Origin of the sequence: Trichocoleus sp. DQ-A3 (assembly GCF_039961975.1) — a bacterium.
In the GTDB taxonomy this organism is placed as follows: domain Bacteria; phylum Cyanobacteriota; class Cyanobacteriia; order Cyanobacteriales; family FACHB-T130; genus FACHB-T130.
This window is the reverse complement of sequence record NZ_JAMPKC010000015.1, coordinates 1-17,882: the sequence shown is the minus strand read 5'-3', so window position 1 is coordinate 17,882 and position 17,882 is coordinate 1. Positions and strand designations below refer to the sequence as shown.

The following is a 17,882-nucleotide window of genomic DNA, read 5'->3' as shown; positions in this document are numbered from 1 at the left end:
CGGAAGCTCCCACCCAAAGGGTTACGGTTTTGGATGGTGTTTGGAGTTACTCAGCATGGGCAGGACAGGACGAGAGGTTGGGGGGGGAAGAAAGTGTTTTGCCGTTTGGGGGATTGGTTCGACTTCTTTACCCTGGGTTTGCCACCAACGCAGAGCGATCGCTGCTCCTACTGTCAACACTCCGAAACTAAACAAACCCCAGCTTTCATCTACGCCGCCAATCACTGCATCTACAGCACCAACGATTACCACAAAGCTGGAAATTGGCTCTTTACGATAGGCTGACTTTAAAAATCTAGGCCACAAAGCATTCATCACGACTTGCTCTATTCCGTTATTCTTTAATCTAATTTCAGGTTATCTCATTCAGGAGTCAGGAGTCAGGCGGCAGAAGTCAGAATCATTTTTGGATTCTAAACTTCATCCTTCATCCCACCCTTCGGCAAGGGCAGAACCCTACATCCTGTATCCTGAGACAAATTCTTGTACTTGTTGTGCTAGACCGAGGAAAGCCTGTACGGGTTGCCGATTCCGAAGGACTAGACAAAAGAAGAGCGCTTTTTTATTGCAAGCCCAGCCAGGATAGCACTCCTTGACCCGTGACATATTCAATGAGCACCATTAGCAAAAAGCCGATCATTGCGGCTCGACCATTCAATCGCTCTGCGTAATCATTGAAGCCTAACTTAGGTTCTTCCAGCTTAGGAGTGGTCGTAGGTTGAAGTTGTGTCATGGCTTTGGCAATCCTTGCCCCTTCAGAGGTTTACAATTCGTTATAGATTGTCTTCTATTGTAGAGGTGCTAAGCCTTGAGTCAAGAGCAAAGCAAACACAGTTGCTAATCAACCTCTTTGATCACCATGACTTCGGTCGCCTTGATCAGGGCACTCACTTCATCGCCAACTGAAATTTGCAGATTTTCTGCCGAACGACGAGTAATCACCGCATCAATTAAGTTATCTCCCACCTGAATTGTCACCTCGGCGAGGATATCACCCAGTTGAATCGCAGTCACTTTACCCCTGAGTTGATTCCGTCCGCTAATTTGCATCGTCATATTGGTGTTTCCAAATCCTTTGGATAAGGTAGCCGTCTTGATTGTTGCAGCATTTTTGTGAAGTAATCCGAAAATTTTTGGGACTCCTAAATAAATAAGTAATGATGGGGATCAGGGGCGAGAGAGAGTTTCAGGAATAAAGAGACTTCAGGAGTAAAGGGAGAGGGGAGCGATCGATACCTCATTCGATACCTCATTCCCGATCGGCTGCCCCTCCCGATCGATGCGCGAATTACCCAAACCAAAAACCGTTTTACTTGAGAAGTTGTCAGTCCAATTTCTCACTCGCTCCTTCAGGGAGGTAACTCTCAATGCAACAAGTCACCAGGTGTGGCACCTATAGTCAATTCAATAGATAGCCGAGCAATTTGAGGTATATAAATGGAAATTGGCGTTCCCAAGGAAACCAAAGATCGTGAATTTCGGGTAGGGTTAAGTCCTAGTAGCGTCCGGGTACTCAGTGAAAACGGTCACGCGATTTTTGTAGAATCCGCGGCTGGTAATGGTGCTGGCTTCTCTGATGAAGATTATATTCTTGCCGGGGCAAAAATTGTCCTAGAAGCGAAGGATGCTTGGAACCGAGAACTGGTGGTTAAGGTGAAAGAACCACTGAAGCCAGAGTACCAGTTTCTCCAGAAAGGGCAGATGCTGTTTACTTATTTGCACTTGGCAGCCGATCGGGGGTTGACCGAGCATCTGATTGATTGTGGCGTCAGCGCGATCGCTTACGAAACGGTAGAACTCCCCGATAGAAAATTGCCCCTGCTCACCCCCATGAGCATTATCGCCGGTCGCCTCTCCGTACAGTTCGGGGCACAGTTTTTAGAGCGCCAGCAAGGAGGTCGGGGGATTCTTCTGGGCGGTATTCCCGGTGTCAGACCGGGTAACGTGGTGATTTTAGGCGGCGGTGTCGTTGGCACCGAAGCAGCTCGAATGGCGGTAGGCATGGGTGCCCGCGTCCAGATTTTGGATGTGAATGTCGAGCGGTTGGCGTATCTGGAAACCCTCTTTGGCTCCAGAGTTGAGCTGCTCTACAGTAACTCCCTGCAAGTAGAAGCGGTCGTTTCGGAAGCCGATTTACTTGTGGGGGCGGTTTTAGTTCCAGGGCGTCGCGCCCCTATCTTAGTCCCTCGAAAGTTGGTACAAAAAATGCATCCCGGTTCGGTAATTGTCGATGTGGCAGTCGATCAAGGCGGTTGTGTCGAGACGGTGCGACCAACGACCCACACCAATCCTATCTACATCGAGGAAGGCGTCGTCCACTACGGCGTCCCGAATATGCCGGGAGCCGTTCCCTGGACAGCTACTCAGGGACTGAACAACAGCACTTTACCCTACGTCCTGAAGCTGGCGAACCAGGGGATGAAAGCTCTAGAACTCGACCCGGCTTTAGCAAGGGGCATCAATGTACAGAATCACCGCCTGGTTCATCCTGCCGTCCGCGAAGTGTTTCCCGATTTAGCTGATTAACTGTGACATTACGGGTAAGGAAATAGGCCAGAGGCTAGTAGTGGGGCGATCGCGATCTGTGGCGTTCATGGTACAGCGATCGCCCCCAGCGTCCTCACGGCGTAGGCTGAGATTCACTCACCAAAATTGATTGCTCACTGGCAGGTTCGCCCTTGCTTGGGGGTTCGACTGGCTCACCAAAGGCGATCCGCAGAAACGGTGGAGCCAGAAATGTGGTCAGAATCACCATGATAATAATGGATACCTCTAACGGCTTATCCAGAACCCCACTCGCAGAACCGATTCCGGCAAACACTAGCCCGACTTCACCCCGTGGAATCATGCCAACTCCGATCGCGAGTCGATTAATTCCGGGCTGACCAAACACCGCCCAACCCGTCACTACCTTGCCGAGAATGGCAACTACCATCAAAAATGCGGCAATCAAAATTCCGGCACGATTCTCAGGCACCGTCGGATTCAACACACCCAGATCGGCCCGCGCTCCCACCGTCACAAAGAAGATCGGCACCAGTAGATCGGCGATTGGCTTCACCAGTTCATCCAACTCATTGCGGGCATCGGTTTCATCCAGAACCAAGCCAGCGGCAAAAGCACCCAAAATCGCTTCTAGATGAATCGCGCTGCCCAGAAATGCCATGAAAAAGGCAAAGATAAATGCTGGCATAACCACATTGCCACGGGTTTTGAATTTCTCCACAATCACATTGAAGGTTTGGTTGAAGATGCCACCCAACAAAATGGAACCGAGCAGAAACGCTGTTGCACTCACAATCAGGTAAATGACATTAGCAACATCAATCTCACCCGTTTTGGCTAAACTGGCGACAACAGCCAAGACAATGATTCCCAGGACATCATCAATCACCGCCGCACCAACAATGATTTGACCTTCTTTGGATTTAAGCTGTCCTAACTCAGACAACACTTTGGACGTAATTCCGATGCTAGTTGCCGTCAAAGCAGCGCCTGCAAAAATTGCTGGAATTGCAGGTGTGTGAAAGAACATCATCAAGCCAGCGGTACCAGCGGCAAACGGAACTGCCACCCCCACGCAGGCGACTATCGCAGCTTGAGAACCCACTTCTTTGAGTTGTTTGAGATCCGATTCCAGACCAATTTCAAATAGCAGAATAATCACGCCCAATTCAGCCAGCACTGAAATGACTTCACTCTGGGACTCATATACGCTCGTGAGGGCTGCGGGAGACAGATGATTAATCCATTGCAGCACGGTCATCACCGCTGAATCTGAGGCTGACAGTCCACTTTCGGGAAAGACGATCAGGTGTAAAGCAGATACCCCGACAATCACCCCTGCCACCAGTTCACCCAGAACGGGTGGAAAATCAAATTGTTTAGCGAGTTCCGCGCCGAGTTTACTGGCGATATAAATCACGACTAAACTCAGCAGAACTCCAGCCAGAACAATCGGTGAATTTTCTGCCTCTACCGTTGCTAACAAGGGCATGGGAGCAATCAGAGATGCCATCCCAGAACTTAAAGCTGTCATTGTATGGTTCAAAAACATGGGTTAGGTTTTGGTGGTAAAAATGAATCAAACCTTATTTGAATGAGAGGCAATTGATTGCCAGCTAGTTTTCTGACGCATTAGATCGCCTCGATTCATCAAACCTCCAAACAGGTGAATTAGGCAACTATCTCTTTGCGGTAAACCAGATCAACCGCTTGACGCAGGGCTTCAGTGCGATCGCTTAAGATATGCGCTGGGTTCATCAGAGCAAACAGTCCTAACTTTTGCAAGCGGCGCTGAATTTTCTCGCTGGCACCGACTATGTAAACCTGTAACCCCTTATCGTGGGCATCGCGAATCGCGTTTTCAATCGCCAGCGAAGCCGTTACCCCTAGCAAGGGCACATCGCTAAGATCCATCACCAACGCATCGGCTTCCTTCATGGCATTGTGTTCCCGTGCGATCGCTTTCGACAAGCCAAAAATCATTAGGCCACTCAGGTAAAACAGCAAGACGCGCCCGTTGCCTTTATCCAGCAGTTGCTTCTGCTCATCGCTCAACCGAACGTCATCATCTGTATCGGTAATCAACTTGACTTCCTTGGATTGCAAATTGCTCAACCGTTCAATGGTGAGGATATTGGCAATAAACACACCCACACCCACTGCCACGATTAGATCCACAAACACCTTCAAGAGCAACACCCCATACATGATCGGGGAACCCTTGAGGGATACCTGGTGCGATCGCTTCAGGGAAACTCCAGTCGAGAATATCAATCCCGACCCTAAGGGCAATCCCCGTTAACACTGCCATCGAAATCGGTTCGGTAAGTCTGGCAGCCCCCAAAACTACAACCAGCAGCACCAACGCCCGTGTTAAACCTGATAACGCTGAGGTGGCAACGAAAGGATTTTAGGTCAACCTACTTCAAAGGCGATCGCTCCTCAAATCATTGAGTAAATCACCCATAACCTCAAAGGATTTTTCATTAGGGGAGCATCATGACTAGGGAGAATAGGCGATCTCCTATTCTCAAACTCTGCCAAGCATCCGTCAACCACTATCTAAATCAATAGGTTATGGCTTTTTTGGATAGGCGATCGCAGAGTGAGACAATTGAATGAGTGGAAGATGAGTGGACAATTTCAGTTCATGCCTGCAAAACCCTCTGAGCCATATCAACCTTTTCTTCTCCGTATTCTGCATGGCTTTACTGGTCTTTTCGTAATTGCTGCGATTTTGACCGCTTTCTGGACATACGATGTCTACGATGGGCGATGGGGAAGAATTCCCTTGCCTGAGTTAAAGGAAATAGAAGGAATTCATGGCACGTTTGGGCTATATGCCTTACTTGTATTTCCTCTATTTGCTCTATATGCTTTCCATCGTGGACACACAAGACTTATCCAGCAGGATTTTGTGGCAAAACTTGGACAGTTGGGTAAACCTGTATGGTGGTACACGCTGCATCGAGTTATTAACACCCTTGCTATCTTGGCACTGACTTTTGCCGTTTTCTCTGGCAAGATGATGGATGAAAATTGGTTGCCAAGGGGAGAGCTTAATCATGGTTGGTATTATGCTCACCTCATTTCATGGGTAGTGATGGTTGTCTGTATCGCCTTGCATCTCTTAATGAGTGCCAAGGTAGGAGGAATTCCCCTTCTCTTGTCAATATTAAGTTACCAGTTCCGCCCTAAAGATAGTCCCACTTTGTGGCGAGAAAATATTCTTCAATGGTGGTCTGGTTGGCAACCGACTTTTGCTAAAGAGTGGTTGAAACTGTCCTTTCCTCTCAAAGTTTTAGAGATTCTCGTGTTGATGAGCCTAACTGCTGCTTGGATTGTTCCACTCTTTAAGTAGCTGCATAATCCCTCACAACAATCCCCGATAATGAATAAACACCAAAACAGCCGCCCAAGAACCCAACGCAACTTTTACGGCAACCAGAATATTGAGCAGGGGGATAACCCCGCCGCTGAAAAGTGCGCCCAACTCTCCGTGCGGTAATTCGTATCCGGCTAGAGTGATAACCGACAGGACAATGAAAATCAGAACCGAAACCTTCTCCCATGTTGCGGCGTTCCAGCGCTTGTAGATTTCCTGCATCCACTCCGTTGATGAGGTAATCGCAACAAGACCGATCGCCGTTCCGCCCGCAACTCCAGCCGCAAAACCACCGCCGGGACTCAGATGCCCCCGAATCGCCAGTTCGATACCCACCAACGCGGCAATGGTTGCTCCCAGACGCGCCATAATAATCGAGGGTTGATCGGTGAACTGATAGATCGCGCAGAATGGTCGTTCATTCGCCAGCAAATAGTGGGCACCCATTACCGCGATCGTAAATACCACCACTTCAAAGATCGTGTCATACAGCCGATTCCTGAGAATGACAGCCGTAACTGCATTAGGTACTCCACTTTCTTGTACAAGCGTTTGGACGATCGACAGCGATAAGTCCGGTGCTGGATTGGGCATGACGAGGAATTTGATGAACAGCGCTATCCCCGCTGCAATGTAGACCCATTTCATTTGTGTTCCTCCCCGGAGTCTGGTGCATTTACATAGGTTAGGCTTGTCGCTGGTGACGAAAGTTCGGTTCGCATGATGTCATAGAGGCGTTGAACCCTAGTTGTGGTGTGATAGGGTTGCTGTTCGTCCTCATTGGCTACGAGGTTTTGATTATCGTACTCTCGTCTGGCACAGGTGGCATGGATTTCTTTGTCCATCAGTGCTCGGTGCAAAGCCTGCGTATTCGTGTACGGGACTACCTCAAGACGCATATAGTGTTTGCCAACAATTGTTCGTAAGTTATCCATCAGTTGCCCTAAATGGGACTCGTCATCTGTCTCGATTGCCCCGTCTTCGAGTACACCAAGACGCATCACCAGCGATGAACGCACTGCGATCGCATAAAGCGTAATCGCGAGCAGAGTACCCATCAAAGCTTGCGTCAAAGCAACATCCGCCGCCCCCAAAACCGCAAATACCAATGTTGCTACCGCTCCCTGTATTCCCTGGATTACCAGGGCATGGTATGGATTGGTCTGAAGTAGCAGCATGAGCGCGGACAACGGCATCAGGGCGGTTATGACATAGATATAGCTATCATTCATGATTGATTCCCTCCACTGCTGGAACAGTAGGCCAACACATACCCGATCACTGTATTCCAGATTGCCAAGGTGATGATGCCAAGGATGAGCAGCGGCCATTCGCTGGGTATCTTCGGAAGGAGCAGTCCGACCATGATGAGCATCGAGCCGAGCGTATCTGCAACCGAAAGAGTATGCAGCTTGAATAATACGGAGCGATCGCCGATTAGGGGCAAGGTTCCCCAAAACCAGAAGAAAATTCCTATACCGATGCAGGTGTAACTAAGTGCGGTGATCATACTTCATTCAGGCGTTTAAGGACTTGTGCCAACAACATTAATCCGGCATTACCCACACTCAGGATGATGACTCCTACAACACCGAGCATCCAATCATCCCGTAAGACCGATACAACCAGGAGTATGATTGATGCTTTGGTAGCGACACTGGCAAATGCCAACATTTTTTGCCAAATATCATCATCCTGCCAAGCCTCGTACATGGGTATGAGCAGAGCCAGAATCATCGCAATCAGTGCCAAGTTCATGCCTTTTTCCTCCGTCGTACCCAGTGGACTTCGTACCAGCCATTTTCGTGGTATTTCAAGACAATGGTCTTGGGCGTAAAGGTGATTAGAAATATATCCAGGAAGATAAGTCCAGGTGTGCGTTGTGGTTTGACTCGTTCCATCGTCACATCTTCGTGATTATGGGGACGGACGATCATTTCAAAGGCTTCCATATATGCCTGCGGAATCGCTACGAGGGTTTCCCACAGCGCCCGCAGCCAATCATTTAATGCTTCCGGGGTTTTGGGGCGTCCCGGTAATAGGAGTGCGATGCTGACGCCGATGATGATATTTGCCACACTCAGATTGGCGGTGAGCAAAAACCAGATGGCTAGTCGCAATATCAGATTCAGATGTCCAATCATGCTAGTACCATCCAAAAGAGCAGGATTAACATTAGACTCATCCCACCGATCAGATGCTCAAATTGCTCCACAACACGGGGCAGCTTGAGTAGGGATCGTTTAAAAATCAAAAGATACGCCAACCAGCCAAGGCCGATGGTTGCCAGTGGTTTCACGATATTGGCAAGGCTATACGCCTCGTAATACACAATGTTTGCCGCAAACAGGCCACCGAGCAGCAGGATCGTCGCCGGCCAGAAACCGGGCTTTACTACGTCCTCGCCGGCAGCTTTATGCGGCAAGAATATGAATTTGGCAAACGAGATGGCTGTTCCCAAAGCCGCAACGTTCATGGCGATCGCTTGCCAGGGCAGTAAATTTTTCGTCGTCAACACCTTCGCCCCAAAGCCGGACAACAAGGGAAAGCCTGAGATCGAGAAGCTGGCGATGACCAGAGCAATCCAGACGGTTGTATTGATCGGCTTGTGTTGCAGTTCCTTGAAGTTGCGGCTTGGTAAAGCACCTGCAATCAGGAAGAGTGCCGATTTGACCAAGCCGTGCGTCAGCGCATAAAAGCCACCTACGACTGGGGCAGCGAGGATAAAGCCTAACTGCGAAACCGTATGAAACGCCAGCATCCGCTTGGCATCCTTTTCAAAGACAGCATAGAACACGCCGAGCAGCGCTGTCCCAACTCCGAAAATTCGGATGAGTGGATCGAGTTCATCCACCATTAGCGCACAACGCACTAGCGGATAGACTCCAGCTTTGACCACAACTCCCGACAGCAACGCCGATACTGGTGTCTCCGATTCGGAGTGGGTCAACGGTAGCCACAATCCCGATACAAAGATTCCCCCTTTAATCAAGAGTCCCAGAAAGATAAGGGCTAGCGCCTCTGGTGGTGCCCCGCGCAAAGCTGCAAAACTAAACGAATGATTGGTCTGATAGGCAAGCACCGCGCCCACCAGATAAAACAGCATTGCCGTGTTGCTGATAAACAGATAGCGCAAGCCAACCCAAATCGAGCGATCGGTGCGAGTATAGGTAATCAAGAGAAACGCGGCAATCCCGCTCACCTCTAACGCCACGTATAAACTGATAAAGTCGGCACAGGCGAACGCGGCATTGAGGCTGCCATGCAAAATGATGGCTTGTGCATAAAAGAAAGTCGTCTTATCGCTGTGCCAACAGAAGAGGATGACTGCGGCTGTTACCAGCGCATTGGTCAAGATAAAGTAGCCGCTTAACTGATCGACTATTAATGTGACGCTGAAATGATCTAGTAACTCTAGTTTCAGTGGCGACTGTTCGACAAATAGCTGCAACGCATATGCAGCCGAAGCAAATGCCGTGAACAATGCGAGGGTTTTGTCAAGTTTGGGGAGCAGATAAATGGTGAACCCCAAGAAAAACGGTAGTGCGATCCATGCAAGGGTAATGGTAGTCATGGCGTATTGCTCTTCTCGATCTCGTTGGTTTCCAGGGTGGGATTATCCCGTGCCAACTTCATGACACCGACCAGCATTAAGCACTGAATCGAAAAGCCAATCACAATCCCTGTCAATATGACTGCCTGGGGGACGGGATCGGCGTAAGCCCCTTTTGCCGCGTCTGAAATAATGGGTGTGAATAAACCATCTCGCGATGCAATCAGCACGTAATAGGCGATAACGCCTGTGCTCATGACATCCATAGAGATGATCTTCATAACTAGGTTCTTTTTAAGGATGATGCCGAGAAATCCGCAGAATATTGTTGCGAAGACGAATGCTTCTAACACGGGAATTGCCTATGAGTAAATGCCTGTTAAATGGTGCTAAAAAATATATAGCACTTTTTAATAGTGCCGCAAAGTATTAACACTATTGAAAAGTGCCAGGGTAAACTATAGACTCATGCCACACTAACTTGTTGGTTTGAGCTTGCGATCGGGTAGGATAAAACACGCAGCAATAGCGGTATGACAGAATCGATTGGCAAATCAATGCTTAACCTCAGCCCTGGCTCGTCCACCGATACAGGTGGCGGCTTGCCAACGAGTCAAGGCGTGCTGCCAGAAGGTTTCTACACTTGGGAGCGGGACGCTAAAGCCGTGAATCTTGTGGATTTATCAGCACCGTTTCAATTAGTTGGGCGGCAAGGGCAATTCCAGCGAATTACGCAGGTTTTAGCGCGTGATGGCGACCTGCTAATTACTGGAGTGCCGGGAAGCGGACGGCGGACTCTGGTACGGCGCGCAGCTCAGGAAGTTGGAATTAAAATCGTGGAGGTTGACTGCATCCGGGTTACTGATGGTCAGCGCTTCGTGCAATTGCTGTGCGAGAGTATAGATCAGACGTTTCAAAGTGCAACGGCTCAAGCTTTCATGCGAGAGTGGATTGAACGCAAGGCCGCTGAATTATTTGTCCTGCAAGACGAAGGGAATGGTAGAGAGCGGCTGAAACCCGTTCGGGTAGAAGATCAACAGCAGCAATGGAGCGCATTTGAGGTATTACTCGATCTCCTGCAAGGGTTAGCCGAATCTTCGGGCGGACGGGTAGTGCTGATTTTGGAAAGCTTTCCCCATATCCGCTCTTGGGATCGCAATGGGGTGTGGGAAACATTTTTGCGGAGAGAAATCGAGCGCCAGACTCAGGTGAGTTATGTACTGGTGGCAACGATTGCAGAAATCAGTCTTCATGCTGATGAACCGGGGAATCATTTGGAAATCGTGAAGCTGGCTCCCTTAGCTAATGATGTTGTTGCTGCTTGGGTTCAGGAAGTTTTGCATGGCGAAGGGTTGACATTCGATCCGCGATCGCAAGCGCTGGAACTCTTTGTCAATGCGGTGCAGGGACACTTAGGCGATGCTTCGGCACTGGTGCGACGCCTCAAGTCGGTACGAGTTTCTGATGGGTTAATTCGCGATTGGCACGTCCAGCAGGCAATCCAAGAACTGCTAGCCGACCTATCGATGGTCTTCGAGTCATTACTGATGCTGCTTCCAGCTAACCAGACGCATCTGTTGGAGTCTCTGGCGTTAGACCCCACTGACAAGCCGCAAAGTCGAGATTACATTCACAAGCATTGCCTGTCTAGAGGGGGGAGTCTTCAAGGTGCGATCGCGGGATTGCAGCACAAAGGCTTGATTTATGGTTCGGAACAAGGCTATCGATTAGCTCTACCTCTGTTTGCATTGTGGCTTCGCCAACGCCTCAGTTGATACCAAATTTAGTAGACCGAAAAATGAGAGCGATCGCTTAAGGGGGTAGTCAAGATGTCAGGTGGCTGAATGCTATATTCAGCCTATCAGCGCCTATCTGTGAAGGTAGCTTTATGACTCCAGAACTAATCGACCTAAGAACCAGCATCTTAGAAGGACGCTATGCAGATGCTTTGGCAATTGTGCATGAGCTGGAGGGGATGAGTAATGAGTAAACAAGCGATCCTTTGTAATATCGAAGCGTGTCTGGTCACAATGCTGACTCACTTGATTCAAAACCAAGTTGACCAGTGTTTAACTAATTCCTGGGCAGCTTTAATTTCAGATTCTCTCCAGCAAATTCAAACATTAAATCTCAAAGAGAATAAAACGTCTTACTACATCGAGCAAGATGAATGGAAGCCTTTTCTAGAAGAGGCAATTGAGGCAGCACTTCGTCCGGCAAATATAGAAGCTATGGATTATTTTTATCATCCTTGCCAACTTGCAGCGTCGGTGGATAGAACAGATTTAATAATGACGGCTCAGAGATTGCTCGATTTAACGTATGAACATTCGGCAAAAACTTTACCAGCAATCATTGATGAGAATTCAGTTCAGCTACCAGGTGGGGAAGAGTGGAAAGAGGGTAGGCGATAAAATAACACTCTTTGAAGGGACGCGATCGCAGTTTCGGGCTGGTGGATACAATAACAGCGATCGCTTACAAGCATGACTTGTCCAGAGGGGGCAGTCTCCAAGGAGCGATCGCGGGGTTGCAGCACAAAGGCTTGATTTACGGTATCTTGAGATAATCTTGCGTAATCTTGCAAATTTTGGTGCAAGAAAGCTAAACTAGAATGCAAGAGAGGCAAGAAAGTGCTGCAAGATGCAAAAAGATTTACTTATTTCACTGCTAAGAACCGAACTAGATGAGAGAGAGCAGGAAGCGGCAAAGCTCAGGAAAGTGGCTGAGGAGGCGCAAGCTGAGGCAATCCGTCTAGAGTCTTTGGCTGCAAGTATTAGGGCTACTGTAGAAGGGATAAGTGGTCAAGACAGTCAAGAACAAGTGTTGACACCTGACCAGTTTCGGCAGTTACCGGCAAAATCCTCCACCAATGGCAATGGTGTTCTATTTAATGGGAGTAGGGCAGACCCTGAAATCGATCTTGCAAGTAATGCAGGGGAGAATCTCAGTGAAAGGCAGGGTACAGCTTTAAACTCTGAACCTAAGCTGGACACCTCTCGCCACCCCAAAGATTATCAGCGTCCTGAGTACAAGGGTCAAAGAGGCTACATTCAGATAGCAAGAAAAATCCTTGAGAAATATCCAGAGGGCTTACATATAGGTCAGCTAGTAGAACTTATCTTTGAATACCAATGTCCAGAGGAATTCAGGAAAGCCAAAAGATGTCTGCAAGCGGAACTGATGCGAGGGGCTAAAGAGAATAGGCTGCGAAAGGAAGGAGATTATTACTTCTCCAACCGAGAGTACCCATGATGGCGGCTAAACAATAATCTGAACTGTGTGTGACACAAAACAATTAAGGAAATCTAATGAGTCAATTAGCAACAAGTTCCTCAAAATATTTACTACATCACATTGATGAAGATGGTGCTGAATACTTTACAGTGATTTCTACTGGTCGAGCTGGTATGTCTCATAGTGGGCTAGCCCGATTTGTAGGTGTGACTCAGTCATCTATAACCGGGTTAGCGAAAAAAGTGAGAAAAGCTAACCCTACAGATCACTCTTTACCAAAATGCCTGCAACCTTTTGCTAGCAAGAACTTGACTCTAACAGGCTACTCCGATCCAGGAGGGCGTGACATTCTCGAAGATAGATTCTGTGCTGCGGTTGTAGAGTATTATGCCCGATGGTCAAAATCGAAAAATAGGCAGAATAAAGCTAAAGCTGAACAAGCACTGGAGCTAATTCAGTACCTTGGTATGGAGTTCATGCAAGAGAGAGCTGGAGAGCTAATTCAGAATATTGGTATGCGTCGCTTCATCCACAAGAAAACTGGATGGCAACCCAACTATAACTCTTATGCTTCTGATAAATTTGAGCAAGCATTTACTGTTCACAAAGAACGATTAACTGTAAGAGAACTCCTGAAGCATGAACTCGATCCAGAGTTGAAATCTGCTATCGAGGAATGGCGAAAGGCAAATCACGCTTCCAGAAAAATTTACTCGGACACCTACAACGCGATGAATCAGGTTCTTCAAGGGTTGAAGTCCTGGGAAATTAAGCAAAACAACAAACTTCCTAAAAGTGCCTCAATCCGAGATTACTTCGAGGCTCGTCCTCTGTTCGATTACTCAGGACTTAATCGCCTTGCAGCTAACTTCATACGAGATCGTAATAAGCATCCTGTAGAAGCTGTGCATGAAGCTGGTAAGCTTTTCTTACCCCACGACTATATACCTAAGCCAGTGCCTATTGTTGAGAATGTTTATAAAGCAGACAAAAGGTTGCGAGCCGAAAAGGAAAAAAGAGAGCTTGCGGCTGGACTCCAGTTATCCCTGCCGCTAGGTACATAATTCACTTTATGTACGAAAGATGTAGAGGAAAAAGGGTGATCGCAAGCATTACTTGTCCAGAGGAGGAAGTCTTCAAGGTGCGATCGCCCGATTGCAGCACAAAGGCTTGATTTACGGCTCCGAGCAGGGCTATCTTGTTCATCATGCTTCTGGTTCGACAACAAGGATTACTGGGGCGATCGCTCCTCAGAAAAGTCTAGTCCTGAAAAGTATTCGATAATACTCAGGTAAAAAGAGCTTTCTATTAGGACTGCACTCAGAGGAATAAAGATGAGAGGTTTCACTTTGCCTGTGAAGTTGTTAATTGTGGCGATCGCCCTCTCAAGCTTCATTCTAATCAGTTGTGTCCCAGCACCCCTGAAACCCTTACGGATTGGTACCAATGTTTGGCCTGGGTATGAACCTCTATTTCTAGCTCGCGAACTGGGATACTACGGTAAAACCCCGATTCAATTAGTGGAGTATCCCAACTTCGACCCAAACAGAGCTTACCGGAACGGTGAAGTAGAAATGAGCGCCACACCGATGACTGGGTTTTTGCCATTAGCGCCGACTCATCCAGATGTCCGTGCTTGGCTAATTATGGATATCTCTAATGGTGCAGACGCCATTGTAGCTAAAGGAGCGATCGCGAATCTGCAAAGTCTAAAAGGGCGCAGGGTTGGCTTTGACAGGTCAATGCTGGCACCATTTGTCCTGAGCCGTGGCTTAGAACAAGTCGGTCTGTCACTCAAAGATGTCAAGATTGTCCCTGTGGAGCTATCGGAGCAGGAGGAGGCGTTCAAACAAGGTCGCGTTGATGCCATTGTCACCTTTGAGCCATACCGCTCCAATATACTCAACGCCGGAGCCAAGTTACTCTTTGACAGCAGCCAGATTCCTGGTGAAGTAGTCGATGTGCTAATTGGCAGTGAGTCGTTGTTGACGACGCATGCTACTCAATTGCAGGTGTTAATCCAGGGTTGGTTCCGCGCTCTCGATTATATTGAGAAAAATCCCGAAGATGCCGCTCGTCGAATGGCACGGCGACAAGGAATCACACCCGAACAATTCTTATCATCCCTCAAGGGGCTTCAGCTCGTCACCCTTGAGGAAAACCAGAAACTCTTGGGAAAAACCAATTCTGTGTTGCTCAAGGGAACCCAACGGTTATCCCAATTCTTGGTTGAAAATAACATACTGAAACAAGACGTAGACCTTAACCCTCTGCTCGATGACAGACTGGTTAGAGATGTCAAGCCCTAAAGCGTAGACCGATTGCAACACTCAACATACCTTTATGAAAAAACTACAGATGCCTACAGTTAATATCAGATTCATCTGTGTTTATCTGGGTTAATCTGTGGTTCATGCCTCCAGGCAAAACTATTTTTGCAAAAAGTCTACCTATGCATCGCTTCCCCTTTCCTCTGCGGTTTTCGATTCCAGGGATTCTGTTAGTGTTCGGCAGTGTGTTAGGTTTGGTTTCGTTTCAACGGGAAGTCTCTCAGTCCTTCTCCCGTACCGAAACGATTATCAGACAGCAGGCTGAATTTTCTGCAAGTCAAACAGCAACGTTACTAGAGTACTTGTACAGAACGGCTCAAGGTAAGGGTGCCCATTTAGCGATCGCTCAGATTGCTCCCGCTCCTAATCTGCGGTTAGCTTTGCTTTGTGATGAAAATGAGCGAGTACTCTTGTCAACTCGTTTTGACTTGCAAAATCGCTTAATCAGCAACACTCTAGCAGCCTCCAGCTTATCAGCGATCAAAGAAGTCCAGCAAACTCAGTCAAAGCAGGTAATTTTCTGGGACGATAGACAAACCCTCAGGGCAATTTATCCAGTGCTTTTGGGAGCTTCGCCTGGAGAAATCCTACCGTCGAGGGTAGCTGTGTTGTTGTTGGAGTATGACCTTTCGTCGCTAAAAGCTCAGGCATACAACGATGCTTTAGAGCGATCGCTAACCTACAGTGTTGCTCTCGCCGTGCTTTGTAGCATTCTCTGGTTCTTCTTTTACAAAACCTTGAACTTGCGAGTAGGCAAACTGGTTGCAGCTAGTAACAGCTTAGCGCAAGGAAATTTAGAAGTCCGTGCTAATTTAAAAGGCTCTGATGAACTGAGTCAGATTTCAATCGCTTTCGATCGAATGGCTGAAGAAGTTCAGAAGAATACAGAAACACTGCGCCAAAATGAAGAACTAAAACAAGCTTTAGACAAGCTAAAACAAACCCAAGCACAACTGATTCACGCCGAGAAAATGTCTAGCTTAGGTCAACTGGTTGCGGGAGTTGCTCATGAAATCAACAATCCTGTTAATTTCATTCACGGCAATCTTCTTTATGTCAATGACTACACCCAAGACTTACTCAGCCTGGTTCATCTCTATCAGCAACACTATCCGAATCCCGTTCGTGAAATTGTCGAACAGACTGAAGAGATGGAGTGGGAATTTCTGGCTGATGATTTACCCAAGATGCTCGCTTCTATGAAAGTTGGCAGCGAACGCATCCGTCAGATTGTCCTTAGTTTGCGGAACTTTGCCCGTCACGACGAGTCAGAACTTAAAAAAGTTGATATTCACGAAGGTATTGATAGCACTTTATTAATTTTAAAACATCGATTGAATGGGGAGAGAGATTCTCCCAGTATTGAAATTATTAAAGCTTATGGAAACTTACCCAAGATTGAGTGTTATGCTGGGCAGTTGAATCAAGCGTTTATGAATATTATCAATAATAGTATTGATGCTTTATCAGAAGCAACAGGTAATGAAAAAAAACAGATTTTTATTCGCACTTCCATTAATGAATCAGATTGGGTAGTGGTAGCGATCGCCGATAATGGATCAGGGATGAACCAAGAAATACAACAGCGGATATTTGACCCGTTTTTTACTACGAAACCAGTAGGAAAAGGCACGGGATTAGGATTATCTATTAGCTATCAGCTTGTGGTAGAAAAACATAACGGTCAATTAAAATGTATTTCTGCTCCCGGAGAAGGAGCGCAGTTTATCATTGAAATTCCCGTGCGACAAAAAAGCAGAGAAGCTGGGAAAATGGGGGAATGAGGAAATAGTAAATGTCAGATTTTATTAATAACTATGGCTTCTTAATCGTTTCGATGATTTTAGGAGCAATTCTATGACTTTCGGTTTACTTGCCGCTGATGGGGGGTCAACTATCTCTCGCGACTCCGGGATTCTATGCTTTGGGGGGTTATATAGCAGCAATTCTATCAATTCAGGTGTTTAAGTTCAGCGGCAATTTATTCGCCGTCCCATTTTTATTGTTAGAAATGCTGGTGGCAGCTTTAGTCTCTGGAGTCCTCGCGATCGCACTGGGAATCCCAGTTCTCTGATTGCGGGGAATTTTCTTAGCAATTGCCACAATCGCCTTTGTCGAAATTCTACGAGTTTTGGCTTTAAACTTGGAGATTACAGGTGGTGCTGTGGGGATTTTTGCCATTCCTCAACCCTTTCAATCTCAAAAAGATGTTACCAGCAATCATTGATGAGAATTTAGTTCGGCTACCAGGTGGGGAAGAGTGGAAAGAGGGTAGGCGATAACAGTGGCTCTCTTGCTGCTCTGTTTGAGGTTTATGGTATGGCTGTTCTGCATTGGTGCTAATGTTGTTTGTCTTGCGTAATTTGAATTTGTGCCAGAACAGGCGTGGAATGAAGTTTGTAAGTCTTGAGATTGTAGAATCCTTTGCTGAATCAGTTCAGCCTCAGTTCTTCAATTTCTTCAGCCAACTGAACAGCGCCATTGTCGAGATAGAGGCAAAACCTATCTACTACTTTCCATGTATGCAGCATGGCTGATACACGGTTTTCTCCAGACATGTAAGGAGATTTTCCGTGACGTTGATTCCCAGCTTCATAAGATTTAGTCAAAGCATCGATCCAACTTCTATCTATACGCAGTGAATTCCTCAATCGCTCCCAACTTGGTTTATCTGTATCGCGATCTTGCGGTTCGTAAAAGTGCTGTCTAATGCTCTCAATTGCCCGAAAACAAAAGAATCCCGTATCATTCGGTTCCCTAATATAGCAATCGCCAAGGTAATTAGGACGACAAGCATAAGACATGCTCGATTGCATCTCGCAAACAATTAAACTGGTCGAGTTGTTTGCGGATGCGGCTGTTGAGCCAAGAC

Annotated in this window: 20 protein-coding genes and 4 pseudogenes; 10 read left to right on the top strand and 14 right to left on the bottom strand. The window is 47.3% G+C overall.

The features are described from left to right. Nucleotides 1-21: 21 nt before the first annotated feature. The 3 genes from NDI44_RS19490 to NDI44_RS19480 form a co-directional block, all read right to left on the bottom strand. Nucleotides 22-315, bottom strand: a complete 294-nt coding sequence (locus tag NDI44_RS19490) for a hypothetical protein (RefSeq protein WP_190410952.1) — start codon at nucleotides 313-315, stop codon at nucleotides 22-24. Nucleotides 316-562: 247 nt separating this feature from the next. Beyond that, a complete protein-coding gene (locus NDI44_RS19485) occupies nucleotides 563-733 on the bottom strand; it encodes a hypothetical protein (RefSeq protein WP_190410951.1) in 171 nt (56 codons plus the stop codon). Nucleotides 734-837: 104 nt separating this feature from the next. After that, entirely contained in the window at nucleotides 838-1,056 is a 219-nt protein-coding gene (locus tag NDI44_RS19480) for a TOBE domain-containing protein (protein ID WP_190410950.1), read from the bottom strand. A gap of 381 nt (nucleotides 1,057-1,437) precedes the next feature. On the opposite strand from NDI44_RS19480, the gene ald reads away from it, so the two are divergent. Beyond that, the gene (ald, locus tag NDI44_RS19475; protein ID WP_190410949.1) at nucleotides 1,438-2,526 is read left to right on the top strand and encodes an alanine dehydrogenase; all 1,089 of its coding nucleotides are present in this window, start codon (nucleotides 1,438-1,440) and stop codon (nucleotides 2,524-2,526) included. Here ald and NDI44_RS19470 read toward each other — a convergent pair. The 3 genes and pseudogenes from NDI44_RS19470 to NDI44_RS19460 form a co-directional block, all read right to left on the bottom strand. Beyond that, nucleotides 2,515-2,643: a hypothetical protein gene (locus NDI44_RS19470; protein WP_277877502.1), complete on the bottom strand. Its 129-nt coding sequence runs from the start codon at nucleotides 2,641-2,643 to the stop codon at nucleotides 2,515-2,517. The genes ald and NDI44_RS19470 overlap by 12 nt on opposite strands. Further along, nucleotides 2,621-4,057 (bottom strand): cation:proton antiporter, encoded by a 1,437-nt coding sequence (locus NDI44_RS19465; protein ID WP_190410948.1) that lies wholly within the window; start codon nucleotides 4,055-4,057, stop codon nucleotides 2,621-2,623. Before NDI44_RS19465 ends, NDI44_RS19470 begins: the two co-directional genes overlap by 23 nt. A 119-nt stretch (nucleotides 4,058-4,176) precedes the next feature. After that, a pseudogene (locus NDI44_RS19460) lies at nucleotides 4,177-4,903 on the bottom strand (STAS domain-containing protein); the annotation flags it as partial. A 231-nt stretch (nucleotides 4,904-5,134) separates the two neighbouring features. On the opposite strand from NDI44_RS19460, the gene NDI44_RS19455 reads away from it, so the two are divergent. Continuing rightward, nucleotides 5,135-5,866, top strand: coding sequence for a cytochrome b/b6 domain-containing protein (locus tag NDI44_RS19455; RefSeq protein ID WP_242033258.1), 732 nt, complete (start codon nucleotides 5,135-5,137; stop codon nucleotides 5,864-5,866). A 12-nt stretch (nucleotides 5,867-5,878) separates the two neighbouring features. On the opposite strand, the gene NDI44_RS19450 is transcribed toward NDI44_RS19455, so the two are convergent. From NDI44_RS19450 to NDI44_RS19420, 7 genes are read right to left on the bottom strand one after another with little or no spacing between them, the layout of a single operon-like run. Next, on the bottom strand, nucleotides 5,879-6,538 hold the full coding sequence (locus tag NDI44_RS19450) for a Na(+)/H(+) antiporter subunit B (protein WP_190410946.1): 660 nt from the start codon (nucleotides 6,536-6,538) through the stop codon (nucleotides 5,879-5,881). Beyond that, a complete protein-coding gene (locus tag NDI44_RS19445; protein WP_190410945.1) occupies nucleotides 6,535-7,122 on the bottom strand; it encodes a DUF4040 domain-containing protein in 588 nt (195 codons plus the stop codon). The genes NDI44_RS19450 and NDI44_RS19445 overlap by 4 nt, the downstream gene beginning before the upstream one ends. Beyond that, the gene (locus tag NDI44_RS19440; protein ID WP_190410944.1) at nucleotides 7,119-7,400 is read right to left on the bottom strand and encodes a monovalent cation/H(+) antiporter subunit G; all 282 of its coding nucleotides are present in this window, start codon (nucleotides 7,398-7,400) and stop codon (nucleotides 7,119-7,121) included. The genes NDI44_RS19445 and NDI44_RS19440 overlap by 4 nt, the downstream gene beginning before the upstream one ends. Beyond that, nucleotides 7,397-7,648: a hypothetical protein gene (locus tag NDI44_RS19435; protein ID WP_190410943.1), complete on the bottom strand. Its 252-nt coding sequence runs from the start codon at nucleotides 7,646-7,648 to the stop codon at nucleotides 7,397-7,399. Before NDI44_RS19435 ends, NDI44_RS19440 begins: the two co-directional genes overlap by 4 nt. Further along, nucleotides 7,645-8,034, bottom strand: a complete 390-nt coding sequence (locus NDI44_RS19430; protein ID WP_190410942.1) for a Na+/H+ antiporter subunit E — start codon at nucleotides 8,032-8,034, stop codon at nucleotides 7,645-7,647. Before NDI44_RS19430 ends, NDI44_RS19435 begins: the two co-directional genes overlap by 4 nt. Beyond that, nucleotides 8,031-9,464, bottom strand: a complete 1,434-nt coding sequence (locus tag NDI44_RS19425; protein ID WP_190410941.1) for a cation:proton antiporter — start codon at nucleotides 9,462-9,464, stop codon at nucleotides 8,031-8,033. The genes NDI44_RS19430 and NDI44_RS19425 overlap by 4 nt, the downstream gene beginning before the upstream one ends. Beyond that, on the bottom strand, nucleotides 9,461-9,796 hold the full coding sequence (locus tag NDI44_RS19420; protein WP_190410940.1) for an NADH-quinone oxidoreductase subunit K: 336 nt from the start codon (nucleotides 9,794-9,796) through the stop codon (nucleotides 9,461-9,463). The genes NDI44_RS19425 and NDI44_RS19420 overlap by 4 nt, the downstream gene beginning before the upstream one ends. A gap of 312 nt (nucleotides 9,797-10,108) precedes the next feature. Between NDI44_RS19420 and NDI44_RS19415 the strand changes: the two genes are divergently transcribed. From NDI44_RS19415 to NDI44_RS19380, 8 genes and pseudogenes are all read left to right on the top strand, one after another. Then, nucleotides 10,109-11,218 (top strand): ATP-binding protein, encoded by a 1,110-nt coding sequence (locus NDI44_RS19415; protein WP_347276892.1) that lies wholly within the window; start codon nucleotides 10,109-10,111, stop codon nucleotides 11,216-11,218. Between the two features lie 113 nt (nucleotides 11,219-11,331). Beyond that, a pseudogene (locus NDI44_RS19410) lies at nucleotides 11,332-11,857 on the top strand (hypothetical protein). 229 nt (nucleotides 11,858-12,086) lie between these two features. Then, on the top strand, nucleotides 12,087-12,698 hold the full coding sequence (locus tag NDI44_RS19405) for a hypothetical protein (protein ID WP_190410938.1): 612 nt from the start codon (nucleotides 12,087-12,089) through the stop codon (nucleotides 12,696-12,698). Nucleotides 12,699-12,754: 56 nt separating this feature from the next. Continuing rightward, nucleotides 12,755-13,744 carry a hypothetical protein gene (locus NDI44_RS19400; protein ID WP_190410937.1) on the top strand — a complete coding sequence of 330 codons (990 nt, stop codon included), beginning with the start codon at nucleotides 12,755-12,757 and terminating at the stop codon, nucleotides 13,742-13,744. 52 nt (nucleotides 13,745-13,796) lie between these two features. After that, nucleotides 13,797-13,964 carry a hypothetical protein gene (locus tag NDI44_RS19395; protein ID WP_190410936.1) on the top strand — a complete coding sequence of 56 codons (168 nt, stop codon included), beginning with the start codon at nucleotides 13,797-13,799 and terminating at the stop codon, nucleotides 13,962-13,964. A 50-nt stretch (nucleotides 13,965-14,014) separates the two neighbouring features. Then, the gene (locus tag NDI44_RS19390; RefSeq protein WP_190410935.1) at nucleotides 14,015-14,989 is read left to right on the top strand and encodes an ABC transporter substrate-binding protein; all 975 of its coding nucleotides are present in this window, start codon (nucleotides 14,015-14,017) and stop codon (nucleotides 14,987-14,989) included. Nucleotides 14,990-15,132: 143 nt separating this feature from the next. Beyond that, nucleotides 15,133-16,794 carry an ATP-binding protein gene (locus tag NDI44_RS19385; RefSeq protein ID WP_242036965.1) on the top strand — a complete coding sequence of 554 codons (1,662 nt, stop codon included), beginning with the start codon at nucleotides 15,133-15,135 and terminating at the stop codon, nucleotides 16,792-16,794. Nucleotides 16,795-16,805: 11 nt separating this feature from the next. Continuing rightward, a pseudogene (locus NDI44_RS19380) lies at nucleotides 16,806-17,213 on the top strand (branched-chain amino acid ABC transporter permease); the annotation flags it as partial. Between the two features lie 229 nt (nucleotides 17,214-17,442). On the opposite strand, the pseudogene NDI44_RS19375 reads toward NDI44_RS19380, so the two are convergent. After that, nucleotides 17,443-17,882 (bottom strand): annotated as a pseudogene (locus NDI44_RS19375) (hypothetical protein); the annotation flags it as partial.

Excerpts from the sequence above, each read along its gene's own strand:
- NDI44_RS19490 (WP_190410952.1), bottom strand. The coding sequence starts at position 315 with ATGAATGCTTTGTGGCCTAGATTTTTAAAGTCAGCCTATCGTAAAGAG.
- NDI44_RS19485 (WP_190410951.1), bottom strand. The coding sequence starts at position 733 with ATGACACAACTTCAACCTACGACCACTCCTAAGCTGGAAGAACCTAAG.
- NDI44_RS19480 (WP_190410950.1), bottom strand. The coding sequence starts at position 1,056 with ATGACGATGCAAATTAGCGGACGGAATCAACTCAGGGGTAAAGTGACT.
- ald (WP_190410949.1), top strand. The coding sequence starts at position 1,438 with ATGGAAATTGGCGTTCCCAAGGAAACCAAAGATCGTGAATTTCGGGTA.
- NDI44_RS19465 (WP_190410948.1), bottom strand. The coding sequence starts at position 4,057 with ATGTTTTTGAACCATACAATGACAGCTTTAAGTTCTGGGATGGCATCT.
- NDI44_RS19455 (WP_242033258.1), top strand. The coding sequence starts at position 5,135 with ATGAGTGGACAATTTCAGTTCATGCCTGCAAAACCCTCTGAGCCATAT.
- NDI44_RS19450 (WP_190410946.1), bottom strand. The coding sequence starts at position 6,538 with ATGAAATGGGTCTACATTGCAGCGGGGATAGCGCTGTTCATCAAATTC.
- NDI44_RS19445 (WP_190410945.1), bottom strand. The coding sequence starts at position 7,122 with ATGAATGATAGCTATATCTATGTCATAACCGCCCTGATGCCGTTGTCC.
- NDI44_RS19440 (WP_190410944.1), bottom strand. The coding sequence starts at position 7,400 with ATGATCACCGCACTTAGTTACACCTGCATCGGTATAGGAATTTTCTTC.
- NDI44_RS19435 (WP_190410943.1), bottom strand. The coding sequence starts at position 7,648 with ATGAACTTGGCACTGATTGCGATGATTCTGGCTCTGCTCATACCCATG.
- NDI44_RS19430 (WP_190410942.1), bottom strand. The coding sequence starts at position 8,034 with ATGATTGGACATCTGAATCTGATATTGCGACTAGCCATCTGGTTTTTG.
- NDI44_RS19425 (WP_190410941.1), bottom strand. The coding sequence starts at position 9,464 with ATGACTACCATTACCCTTGCATGGATCGCACTACCGTTTTTCTTGGGG.
- NDI44_RS19405 (WP_190410938.1), top strand. The coding sequence starts at position 12,087 with ATGCAAAAAGATTTACTTATTTCACTGCTAAGAACCGAACTAGATGAG.
- NDI44_RS19400 (WP_190410937.1), top strand. The coding sequence starts at position 12,755 with ATGAGTCAATTAGCAACAAGTTCCTCAAAATATTTACTACATCACATT.
- NDI44_RS19390 (WP_190410935.1), top strand. The coding sequence starts at position 14,015 with ATGAGAGGTTTCACTTTGCCTGTGAAGTTGTTAATTGTGGCGATCGCC.
- NDI44_RS19385 (WP_242036965.1), top strand. The coding sequence starts at position 15,133 with ATGCATCGCTTCCCCTTTCCTCTGCGGTTTTCGATTCCAGGGATTCTG.